A 10459-nucleotide genomic window follows, 5' to 3' on the forward strand; every position below is an offset into this window, starting at 1 on the left:
CGCGGGAAACCGCCGCGTTGAAACCACTCCGTAGAGACCACCCGACGCAGTAACCCGGCAACGAAGACCGGGCAGAGAAACACACACTTGGAAGGAACCACCCATGAGCGTCAACATTGCGGCCGGCGGAGATGCCCCTGCCGGCCTGGACCTGGCCGACTACCTGCGGGTGGTGCGGGTGTACTGGAAGGCAATCGTCGCCTTCACCGTGCTGGCCACGTTGACGGCGTTCGGCTGGACCGTCCTGCAACCCAAGATCTACTCGTCCGATTCCAGCGGCATTGTGGTCACCCCGGGCTCTGACAACGTGAGCCTGTCCCTCGCCGGGGACAGCCTGGCCAAGGCAAAGGTCAAGAACTACGAGTCCGTGGCCAAGTCCCGGCTCGTGGCAGACCGGGTGATCGCATCCCTGGAGCTGAACACCACCGCAGACGCGCTGCTCGGCACCATCAGCGTGAAGGTTCCGCTGGACACGGCCGAGATCCGCGTGACGGCCCAGTCGCCGGATCCGGCCACCGCCCAGCGCGTGGCCGATGCCTGGGTCAACGGCCTCGCCGCACAGGTTGAGGCGATCGAAACGGCCACCCCAGTAACGGCCACCACAGAAACAACCACGCCCGACGCCGGGACGTCCAGTAGCGCTCCCGCCGCCACTCCCGCTCCCGCATCCGCCGTCCGGATCCTGCCGCTGGGCAAGGCGGTCCTCCCCACCAGCCCCGTGTCCCCGAACGTCAAGCTCACCCTGGCGCTCGGCGCGCTCATCGGCCTGGCCCTCGGCGTGGCCTACGCCCTGGTCCGCCGGCACCTGGACCGGCGCATCCGCAACGCCGCGGAAATCGAGCGGCTGTTCGAGGTCCCCGTGATCGGCACCCTCCCCGTGGACCACCGGTTGGACGGCAAGAGCACCATCCTCGAAGCCGGCACCTTCGCGCAGCTCCACGAAGTAGGCGGCAGCGGGGCCATGGCCGAGGCCCTCCGCGAACTGCGCACCAACCTCAGCTTCCTGGACGTGGACCAGCCGCCGCGGATCATTGTGGTCACCAGCTCCATGCAGGCCGAAGGCAAGTCCACCGTCACGGCCAACCTGGCGGTCACCATGGCGGCCGCCGGCGAGAACGTTGTAGTGGTCGACGGCGACCTCCGCCGCCCCACGCTGGTGGATGTTTTCAGCCTGGTTCCGGGAGTCGGGGTCACCGATGTGCTCACCGGCACCGCTGAACTGGAGGACGTCCTGCAGCCCTGGGGTGCCCTGCCCAACCTGTCCGTGCTGGGCTCCGGCCGCATCCCGCCCAACCCCAGCGAGCTGCTCGGTTCCCGTGCCATGAAGAACATGCTCAACGCCCTGGCCCAGAACGCCACTGTGCTCATCGATGCCCCGCCGCTGCTGCCTGTCACGGACGCCGCCGTCCTCTCCCGCGTGGCCGATGGCGCCATCGTGGTGATCCGCACGGGCAAGACCACCCAGGAACAGCTGGGCCAGTCGCTGGGCAACCTGGAAAAGGTGAAGGGCCGCATCCTGGGCGCCGTCCTCAACTACGTGCCCACCAAGGGTACGGACGCCTACTCCTACTACGGGACCTACACTTCGGCACCGGAACCCGCGGACGCGCCTGAATATGCGCACCCCGACACGGAACATACGGAACACCCCGACACAGAACGTACATCCCCCTGGGACTCGCCAGCTGACGAGGTCCTGGAACCGGTGTCAGCCGGACGCCGGGTCAGGAACTAGGCCCGCCATGCAGAACCCGGCCGACAAAACGCAGCTGAGCATTCCCGAAGCCGTGCTCCTGGGCCATGCCCTGGTGCAGCGGGTAGCGGACAGCCTGGGGATCCGGGCATTCTTCATCAAGGGCCCGGCCAGTGTGGTCCAGGGGCTGCGCCTGCCCAAGATGTCCGTGGACGTGGACGTCTTTGTGGCCCCGGCGGACCTGGACGCGCTGCTCGGTGGCCTGCGGGAGCGGGGCTGGCGGGAACGGCCCGTTGACCCGGACGAGCGCAGCTTTCCGCGGCACTCCACCACCATCGACCACCCGTCATGGCCCTGCTGCATCGACGTGCACTTCCGGTTTCCCGGCATGGAAGCAGGCCCGGGTGACTGCTTCGACGTGATGTGGGCGCACACCGAAGCCCTCGAACTTGCAGGGCAGGAGGTGAGGGTCCCGTCAAAGGCGCTGGGAATCCTCATTCTTGCCCTGCATGCCCTCCGCTCGCCGCACCTGCCGGCGTGCCGCCAGGAGCTCGAGTTCCTCAACGAACTCACTGAACACGAAGGTCACACCGCCGCGATCGTGGACATCGCCAAGGCCACGGGATCGCTGGCTGCCATGCGCCCCTTCCTCGAGGACCTCGGCTCCCAACCGGGGGAGTGGCCCGAGGCCTCCATGGAATGGCGCAACCGCCTCTTGGCCAAGGAGCCGGGCAGTGCCCGGATCATCGCGATTGCCCAGGCCCCGCTGCGGGAGAAGCCGAAGCTCCTTTTCCGGGCGATCTTCCCGGCGCGGGAGGTTTTCCTGACGGGAAACATCTACGCGGACCTGTCATTCAAAGGCAGGCTCCGGCAGCATCAAGCCCGGTGGGCCCGCTTCCTGCGCGCCTTCCCGCGGGTAGCAAAGGACCTCAACCAACTCCGCCGGCGTGGTCCAGCGGCCAAATCCGCAGGGCGACCTCGCCGATAACGTCGGAGGTCTTCACCGTCCGGACGCACCCCGGCGAGTCGCCAGGAGACAAGGCCGACGACGGCGGGCCGGCCTGCGTCCGGCAGTCCACCACCGAGTCCGCTGAACCGGAGCGGTGGTCGCCCAGCATCACCAGCTGGCCCTCGGGGACAGTGAAATACGGGAAGCAGCGGGCGGAACTGGGCACCGTGCTGCAGTCCAGGGACGCTGCCTGGAACGGGAAGTCCTGGTAGATATACGGCTCGTCCAGCGGCTGGCCGTCCACGCTGAGCCGGCCGTCGCTGCCGCAGCAGTTGACCGTTTGGCCGCCCACGGCGATCACCCGCTTCACCAGGAACTGTTCGTTGGAGATGCCGATCCCCGTCAGGTCGCCGAAGGCGCGTGCCACGGAACCCAGCCCGCCGCCGTCGGGCGTTGCTGTTTCGCGCTGCCAGGAGGCCGGGCGGGTGAACACCACCACGTCCCCCTGCCGCGGTGAGCTGCCCGCGTAGGCGAGGCGGTTGACCAGGATCCGGTCGCCGCCGCCCTGCGAGCCCTGCAGCGTCTGTTCCATGGAACCGGACGGCACCCGGTACACCTTGACCAGGAAAGCCTGCACCAGTGCGATGGCCAACAGGGCAACCAGCATATTGAGGGCAAGTAGGGCCCAGAGGGGGAGCTTCCTGCCAATGCCTGCGTTCACGCCCCAAAACTACCCCACAAGACGCGCCGTGTGCTTGACGCATCTCACGGCTTCCGCATATCCTGAACGAACGGTCGGTAATTATTTATCGGATATGCATAGGAGCAACCATGGCATCGCAGACCCTGCAGTCAGTGCCCGCTGAAGGTACGCCGGGACGGCAAGAAATCAGCGCTGAAGAGGCAGCCCGGCACGAGGCAGAAGGTCAGGCGTACTTTGACCGTGTGATGGCGGAGGATTCGCGCATCGAGCCGCGCGACTGGATGCCGGCGGCCTACCGCAAGACCCTCATCCGGCAGATCTCGCAGCACGCGCACTCGGAAATCATCGGCATGCAGCCGGAGGCCAACTGGATTTCCCGCGCCCCCAGCCTGAAGCGCAAGGCCATCCTCATGGCCAAGGTCCAGGACGAGGCCGGCCACGGCCTGTACCTGTACTCGGCAGCCGAGACCCTGGGCCAGCCGCGCGACCAGATGATGCAGGACCTGATGGACGGCAAGGCCAAGTACTCCTCCATCTTCAACTATCCCGCACGCACCTGGGCGGACATGGGAGCCATTGGCTGGATGGTGGACGGCGCCGCAATCGCCAACCAGGTTCCGCTGTGCCGCGCCTCCTTCGGCCCGTACGGCCGGGCGATGGTCCGCGTCTGCAAGGAAGAGTCCTTCCATCAGCGCCAGGGCTTCGAGATCCTGCTGGAACTCTCGCACGGCACCCCCGAGCAGAAGCAGATGGCCCAGGAGGCCGTGAACCGCTGGTACGCCCCGGCCCTGATGATGTTCGGCCCGCCGGATGACGATTCACCCAACTCCAAGCAGTCCATGGCCTGGAACATCAAGCGTTTCAGCAACGACGAGCTGCGCAACCGCTTCGTCGGCATGATGATGGAGCAGGTCAAGGTCCTGGACCTCACCCTCCCGGACAAGGACATCCGTTTCAACGAAGAAACCAAGAAATGGGAGCACGGCCCGCTGGACTGGGACGAGTTCCATGAGGTCCTGAAGGGCCGCGGCCCCTGCAACGCCCAGCGCCTGGAGCGTCGCCGCGAAGCACACGAGAACGGTACCTGGGTGCGCGAAGCCGCAGCGGCTTACGCAGCAAAGCAGGCCAAGAAGCAAGCAGAAGAGGAAGCAGCATGAGCCCCGAAACCCCCGCCGGCAACGTCTGGCCCATCTGGGAAGTCTTTGTCCGCTCCAGCCGCGGTCTGTCCCACGTCCACGCCGGGTCCTTGCACGCGCCGGACGCAGCGATGGCGCTGCGCAACGCCCGTGACCTGTACACCCGCCGCAACGAGGGCGTGTCCATCTGGGTTGTCCCCGCGGACGCCATCGCCTCCAGCGATCCGGACGCCAAGGGCGCATTCTTCGAATCGCCCCAGGGCAAGGACTACCGGCATGCCACGTACTACACCAAGAGCGAGGGCGTGAAGCACCTGTGAGCACCCCCGAGACCACCACCCAGGAAACAGAGACAGAAACAACCGGCCACGGGGACATCTCCGTGGGCGTGACCACCGCAGGCACCAGCGGAGACGCCACCGCCAGCGCCACCCGCATCACGCCGGGCAACGCCCTCCGCCCGGAGGACATCGCACTGGCTGTCAGCCGCGGCACCGCCAAGCCCACCGAGGACGTGGCCGAGTTCGCCCTGCGCCTGGGCGACGACGCCCTGATCCTTGCCCAGCGCCTGGGCCACTGGATCTCCCGCGCCCCCGAGCTGGAGGAGGACATCGCCCTGGGCAACATCGCCCTTGACCAGCTGGGCCACGCCCGCTCCTTCCTCAGCTACGCCGGCGGGCTCAACGGCAAGAGCGAGGACGAACTCGCCTACTTCCGCTCCGAGGATGAGTTCCGCTCGGTGGAACTCTTCGAGCAGCCCAACGGGGACTTCGCCGTCACCATCGCCCGGCAGTTCGTGGTGAGCTACTACCAGTTCGAGCTTTACCGCCGGCTCACCCAGTCCACGGACGCCACGCTGGCCGGCATCGCCGCCAAGGCAGTGAAGGAAGTGGATTACCACCGGGACCACAGCGCCCAGTGGGTGCTGCGCTTGGCCCTCGGCACGGACGAATCCCGCCGCAAGATGATCCACGGCTTCAAGGTCATCTGGCCCTACGTTGACGAACTGTTTGCCGACGACGAACTTACCGCCCGCCTCGCGGCGGCGGGTGCCGCCGTCGAGCCTTCCAGCCTGCGTGCCGACTTTGACCGGCTCACCGGCGAGGTCCTGGCCGAAGCCGAACTCGAGGTTCCGCAGGTTCCGGCTGCCCTGGGCGGCGGACGCCGCGGCAAGCACTCCGAACACCTGGGCTACATGCTGGCCGAAATGCAGGTGCTGGCCCGCCAGCACCCAGGAGCGAGCTGGTAGCCATGTACGTCAGCCACCCCACCGCTGAGAGCGACCGCAGGGAAGCGAAAACGCCGGAGCAGAAGGCCTGGGACCTCGCCGCCACGGTGTGCGATCCCGAGATCCCGGTGCTCACGATTGCGGACCTGGGCATCCTTAGGGACGTTAAGGTGACGAAGGAACCAAACGCTGCCGACGGCGGCATGGTGCCCGCCGTCCAGGTGACCATCACGCCCACCTACTCGGGCTGCCCGGCCATGGACGCCATCCGCGATGACCTCAACGCGGTGTTCGCCAAGGAGGGCTACCCCAACGTGCACGTGGAGCTGGTGCTCAGCCCCGCGTGGACCACGGACTGGATGACGGAGTCCGGCAAGGCCAAGCTGCAGGAGTACGGCATCGCGCCTCCAGCGGGCAACGCGACCGCAGGTGGAAAAACAGTACGCCATGCCGGGCCCGTCCGCCTGAGCCTGGCCGTCAAATGCCCGCAGTGTTCATCGTTGAACACCAAGGAACTCACCCGCTTCGGTTCCACCTCCTGCAAGGCGCTGTACGTCTGCCAGGACTGCAAGGAACCGTTCGACTACTTCAAAGTTTTGTAAGGAACAGGTGCTCCCATGACTGTTGTCCGCCAGACTGCCGCCGAACAGGCCACGGCCACCGGCCGCCGTCGTGCGTCCTTCCACACGCTGACGGTGGCGGAAGTCCGCCGGCTCACGGAAGATGCCATCGAAGTGACGTTCGGGGTTCCGGCGGAGCTTGCCGGCCAGTACGACTACCTGCCGGGCCAGTACGTGGCCCTGCGCACCACCATGCCGGATGAGAACGGCCAGCCGCACGAGGTGCGCCGCAGCTACTCCATCTGCGCCGAGCCGCGCAGCTTCGCGGACGGCACCAGCGAGATCCGGGTGGCCATCAAGAAGGACCTGGGCGGGCTGTTCTCCACGTGGGCGAATGCCGAGCTGAAGGCCGGCGACCAGCTGGACGTGATGAGCCCCATGGGAGCGTTCGTCTCGAAGCACGGCCGCGACGGCAAAACCGTTGAGCAGAACGTCATGAACTCCATGAACCATCCGGAGGATTTGGCGGGGGAGCCCGGCAGCTTCGTGGCCATTGCCGCCGGTTCCGGCATCACCCCGGTGATCGCCATTGCCCGCACGCTGCTGGCCGCGAATCCGGAGACCCGCTTCGACCTGATCTACGCCAACAAGGCCGCCATGGACGTGATGTTCCTGGAGGAACTGGCGGACCTGAAGGACAAGTACCCGAGCCGCCTGGCCCTGCACCACGTGCTGTCCCGCGAGCAGCGCATCGCGCCGCTGCTGAGCGGAAGGATCGACGCCGAGAAGCTCCAGGCGCTGCTGGGCACGGCCATCCACGCGGACGACGTGGACGAGTGGTTCCTGTGCGGGCCGTTCGAGCTGGTGCAGCTGTGCCGGGACACCCTGGCAGCCCGCGGCGTGCAGCCCGAGCACGTGCGCTTCGAGCTGTTCACCTCCGGCAAGCCGGACCGCCCCGAGGGCAACATCGGCCGGCCGGTGATCGCGGACGAGTCTAAGGAAACCTACAAGATCACGTTCAAGCTGGACGGCCTCGAGGGCAAGGTGGAGAGCCCCACCCATGCGCGCGAGTCCATCCTCAACGCCGCCCTGCGCGTGCGCCCGGACGTGCCGTTCGCGTGTGCCGGGGGAGTGTGCGGCACCTGCCGCGCCAAGGTGGTCACGGGTTCCGTCACGATGGATGAGAACTACGCCCTGGAGCAGGATGAACTGGATAAGGGCTACGTGCTCACCTGCCAGTCGCACCCCACCACCCCGGACGTCACGGTCGACTTCGACGTCTAAGCCTTTACCAACCCGGCTGTCACGGCCACGAACAGGAGCCCCATGATCTCCCTCTCCATCGCCGACGGCATCGCCGAGGTAGTCCTCAACGCCCCGCACAAGCTGAATTCACTGGATGAGCAGGCGCTGAAGGATTTAACCCAGGCGTACGACGACGCCGCTGCCGCCGCCTCGCGCGGTGAGGTGCGGGCGCTGCTGCTCAGGGGAGAGGGCCGCGCCTTCTGCGCGGGCCGGGACATTGCCGGCGTGACGCCGGAGACGGACGACGTCCAGGCGTACCTGGGCGGCCTGCTGCAGCCGCTGCTGCAGAAGATGACGGCGTTCCCCGCTCCCACCTTCGCGGCGGCGCAGGGCGCCTGCCTGGGCGTGGGGCTGGGCCTGCTGCTGGCCACGGACGTGGTGTACGTGGCGGAGGATGCCAAGTTCGGCTCACCGTTCGCCAAGCTGGGGGCCACGTTGGATTCCGGCGGGCACTGGTACTTCACCGAGCGGCTGGGCATGCACCGGACGCTGGACCTGATCTACACGGCCGAGCTGATGAGTGGCGCCGAGGCAGTGGCGCAGGGCATGTTCAGCCGTGCCATGCCCAAGGACGAGCTGCTGGAAAACACCCGCGGCATCGTGGCGAAGGTTGCCACGGGAGCCACGGGTGCCTTCAACGCCAGCAAGGACCTGGTGGCGCACATCCGCGACCAGCGCCTTGGCCTCTGGGAAGCGATGGAAGAGGAAAACGCGGAGCAGGCCCGGCTCTGCAAGTCCGAGGACTACTCTGAGGGCTTCAAGGCGTTCCAGGAGAAGCGGACCCCGGAGTTCAAGGGCCGCTGAAACTAAGCTGCCGGATCGTCCACCATGGTGACGCTGTCCGTCAGTTCCATCCAGAGGTCAGGCTCCGTGGGCAGGTCTGCCGGGCAGGCCAGAATGAGTTCCATCAGTCCGTCGCCGGCCGGCATGGAGCGCACGGCGATGCGGTACACCACGTCCACGTCGCTCTTGTTCTTGAACCGAAGCTCCGCTTCTTGCATTTCGATGACGCGGCCATCGGCATTCCGCAGCTTGGTGTAGAGCGAGTCAGCATCGGTCACAACGGTGACGGGCTTTCCCACCGTTGATTTGATGCCATCGATTTCGAGCTGCATCGAGGTTTTGGTGGCTTCCTCGTCGGTGGTTTCGTCGCGGGGCGGCAGGATGGCCTGATGCGTGGTGAAGTTGCAGGGGCTCTCTTTGCTGCGGTACTGAATGGTTCCGCCTTTGACGTCTGACATAATCCAGCCGTCCGGCATTTTGGTGGACCAGACAGGTGCCGAAGTGAAGTCGGCGTCCTGGAAGATATATAGGTCTTCGTCGCCTGTGGCTGCGGCTGAGGATTCCTCCGCGGTGGCTTCGTCGGTTGCTTCGCTAGAGGCCGAGCTGCCGGCAGTCTCCGTAGGTGCCGGGGCCGCTTCGGGTTCTTTGGTTGAACCGAGGCCGCCCAGGACCATCACCCCGGCCACCGCCAGGACTGCCACGACACCCACGCCGCTAGCCACCCAGCCCCAGACGGGGAAGCTGCTCTTGGGCGGAGGCGGGCCGTACTGGCCCGGTCCCGGCGGGCCGTAGGGAGGCTGGTTGTAGTCGTACTGGTCCGCGCGCGGAGGGTAGGGCGGTTGGCCGGGCTGCTGCCATCCGTTGTGCCCCGGTTGCGGTGGTACGCCAGGCGGCTGGTCGTTATTCATGATTTCCCCCAATATTCGTGAAAGTTGCACCCGAAGTATGTCCGAATATGCGTCGCCCTGCGATGGGCAGGCCTCCCCATGGGTCCCGGTGATTGAGCCTGTCGAAATCGTCGTAATCTCGGCAACGAATTGCCAGTTTCCTCAATCGATTTGTATGGTTCAGCTATGACTTTGGGGAAATCAGTAAGAAAAGCCGTCATTCCTGCTGCCGGTTTGGGAACTCGCTTCCTGCCCGCCACCAAGGCGATGCCGAAGGAAATGTTGCCGGTTGTTGACCAGCCCGCAATCCAGTACGTGGTGGAAGAAGCCGTTAAAGCCGGCTTGGATGATCTCCTGATGATCACCGGACGCTCAAAGCGCGCCCTGGAGGACCACTTTGACCGCGCACCGGCTCTGGAGCGCACCCTGGAGCTGAAGGGCGACCTGGAGCGACTGGAGGCCGTTCAGCACGCGTCCAGCCTCGCGCCGCTGCACTACCTGCGGCAGGGAGACCCTAAGGGCCTGGGCCACGCCGTGCTGTGCGCCCGCCAGCACGTCGGGAACGAGCCGTTTGCGGTCTTGCTGGGCGATGACCTCATTGATGCCCAGGAGGACCTTCTGAGCATCATGATCGATGTCCAGGCCAAGACCGGCGGCTCAGTAATCGCGCTTATCGAGGTGGACCCGTCGCAGATCAGTGCCTACGGCTGCGCGGACATTACTCCCGTGGACGGCGAGAACTACTTCCAAGTCAACCGTCTCGTGGAGAAGCCCTCAGTTGATGAAGCTCCGTCCAACCTAGCCGTCATCGGCCGTTACGTGCTGCACCCGGCTGTGTTTGACGTCCTGGAAGAAACCGAGCCGGGCCGTGGCGGCGAGATCCAGCTGACCGACGCCCTGCAGACTCTGGCCACCACCGAGGGCGAAGGCGGCGGTGTGTATGGCGTGGTGTTCCGCGGGCGCCGCTACGACACCGGGGACAAGCTCAGCTACATCAAAGCTGTTATCTCCATCGCCTCGGAGCGCGTGGACTTTGGGGAAGAATTGAAGACGTGGATGAAGGAATTTGTGAACGAGTAAGTCGGTTCACTAATCGCTTTTCGACAGGCTCAACGTCAGCTGGCGTTGAGCCTGTCCACGTTGTACGCCCAGCATGGGCATTTGCTTGGAGGTGTGAGTCCTCTGAAGGAGAAGGTGGTTTAACTTCTAGCCAAT

Annotated in this window: 11 protein-coding genes; 9 read left to right on the top strand and 2 right to left on the bottom strand. The window is 65.8% G+C overall.

The window, feature by feature from the left end; translation table 11 throughout:
- Positions 1 to 103: 103 nt before the first annotated feature.
- Both PV761_RS17775 and PV761_RS17780 read left to right on the top strand, forming a co-directional pair.
- Entirely contained in the window at positions 104 to 1735 is a 1632-nt protein-coding gene (locus PV761_RS17775; protein WP_347898759.1) for a polysaccharide biosynthesis tyrosine autokinase, read from the top strand.
- A 7-nt stretch (positions 1736 to 1742) separates the two neighbouring features.
- Positions 1743 to 2681 (top strand): nucleotidyltransferase family protein, encoded by a 939-nt coding sequence (locus PV761_RS17780; protein ID WP_347898761.1) that lies wholly within the window; start codon positions 1743 to 1745, stop codon positions 2679 to 2681.
- Here the strand turns inward: PV761_RS17780 and lepB are convergent.
- Positions 2623 to 3363: a signal peptidase I gene (lepB, locus tag PV761_RS17785; RefSeq protein WP_347898763.1), complete on the bottom strand. Its 741-nt coding sequence runs from the start codon at positions 3361 to 3363 to the stop codon at positions 2623 to 2625. The two genes, PV761_RS17780 and lepB, sit on opposite strands and share 59 nt — an antisense overlap.
- A gap of 110 nt (positions 3364 to 3473) precedes the next feature.
- On the opposite strand from lepB, the gene paaA reads away from it, so the two are divergent.
- Genes paaA through PV761_RS17815 form a run of 6 tightly spaced genes read left to right on the top strand, consistent with a single transcriptional unit; the run spans position 3474 to position 8378 of the window.
- Positions 3474 to 4502, top strand: a complete 1029-nt coding sequence (gene paaA, locus PV761_RS17790; protein ID WP_028271514.1) for a 1,2-phenylacetyl-CoA epoxidase subunit PaaA — start codon at positions 3474 to 3476, stop codon at positions 4500 to 4502.
- On the top strand, positions 4499 to 4801 hold the full coding sequence (gene paaB, locus PV761_RS17795) for a 1,2-phenylacetyl-CoA epoxidase subunit PaaB (RefSeq protein ID WP_028271515.1): 303 nt from the start codon (positions 4499 to 4501) through the stop codon (positions 4799 to 4801). Before paaA ends, paaB begins: the two co-directional genes overlap by 4 nt.
- Positions 4798 to 5730, top strand: coding sequence for a 1,2-phenylacetyl-CoA epoxidase subunit PaaC (gene paaC, locus PV761_RS17800; RefSeq protein ID WP_347898766.1), 933 nt, complete (start codon positions 4798 to 4800; stop codon positions 5728 to 5730). Before paaB ends, paaC begins: the two co-directional genes overlap by 4 nt.
- A 2-nt stretch (positions 5731 to 5732) precedes the next feature.
- The gene (gene paaD / locus PV761_RS17805) at positions 5733 to 6311 is read left to right on the top strand and encodes a 1,2-phenylacetyl-CoA epoxidase subunit PaaD (protein WP_347898768.1); all 579 of its coding nucleotides are present in this window, start codon (positions 5733 to 5735) and stop codon (positions 6309 to 6311) included.
- A 15-nt stretch (positions 6312 to 6326) separates the two neighbouring features.
- Entirely contained in the window at positions 6327 to 7553 is a 1227-nt protein-coding gene (paaE, locus tag PV761_RS17810) for a 1,2-phenylacetyl-CoA epoxidase subunit PaaE (protein WP_347898770.1), read from the top strand.
- Between the two features lie 42 nt (positions 7554 to 7595).
- Positions 7596 to 8378 carry an enoyl-CoA hydratase/isomerase family protein gene (locus tag PV761_RS17815; RefSeq protein WP_347898772.1) on the top strand — a complete coding sequence of 261 codons (783 nt, stop codon included), beginning with the start codon at positions 7596 to 7598 and terminating at the stop codon, positions 8376 to 8378.
- A 2-nt stretch (positions 8379 to 8380) separates the two neighbouring features.
- On the opposite strand, the gene PV761_RS17820 is transcribed toward PV761_RS17815, so the two are convergent.
- Positions 8381 to 9265, bottom strand: coding sequence for a hypothetical protein (locus PV761_RS17820; RefSeq protein WP_347898774.1), 885 nt, complete (start codon positions 9263 to 9265; stop codon positions 8381 to 8383).
- Positions 9266 to 9430: 165 nt separating this feature from the next.
- Between PV761_RS17820 and galU the strand changes: the two genes are divergently transcribed.
- Entirely contained in the window at positions 9431 to 10324 is an 894-nt protein-coding gene (galU, locus tag PV761_RS17825; protein WP_347898788.1) for a UTP--glucose-1-phosphate uridylyltransferase GalU, read from the top strand.
- Positions 10325 to 10459 lie beyond the last annotated feature (135 nt).

The sequence above is a fragment of the Arthrobacter sp. CC3 genome, from assembly GCF_039907775.1.
Taxonomy (GTDB): Bacteria; Actinomycetota; Actinomycetes; order Actinomycetales; family Micrococcaceae; genus Arthrobacter.

Excerpts from the sequence above, each read along its gene's own strand:
- PV761_RS17775 (WP_347898759.1), top strand. The coding sequence starts at position 104 with ATGAGCGTCAACATTGCGGCCGGCGGAGATGCCCCTGCCGGCCTGGAC.
- PV761_RS17780 (WP_347898761.1), top strand. The coding sequence starts at position 1,743 with ATGCAGAACCCGGCCGACAAAACGCAGCTGAGCATTCCCGAAGCCGTG.
- paaA (WP_028271514.1), top strand. The coding sequence starts at position 3,474 with ATGGCATCGCAGACCCTGCAGTCAGTGCCCGCTGAAGGTACGCCGGGA.
- paaB (WP_028271515.1), top strand. The coding sequence starts at position 4,499 with ATGAGCCCCGAAACCCCCGCCGGCAACGTCTGGCCCATCTGGGAAGTC.
- paaD (WP_347898768.1), top strand. The coding sequence starts at position 5,733 with ATGTACGTCAGCCACCCCACCGCTGAGAGCGACCGCAGGGAAGCGAAA.
- paaE (WP_347898770.1), top strand. The coding sequence starts at position 6,327 with ATGACTGTTGTCCGCCAGACTGCCGCCGAACAGGCCACGGCCACCGGC.
- PV761_RS17815 (WP_347898772.1), top strand. The coding sequence starts at position 7,596 with ATGATCTCCCTCTCCATCGCCGACGGCATCGCCGAGGTAGTCCTCAAC.
- PV761_RS17820 (WP_347898774.1), bottom strand. The coding sequence starts at position 9,265 with ATGAATAACGACCAGCCGCCTGGCGTACCACCGCAACCGGGGCACAAC.
- galU (WP_347898788.1), top strand. The coding sequence starts at position 9,431 with ATGACTTTGGGGAAATCAGTAAGAAAAGCCGTCATTCCTGCTGCCGGT.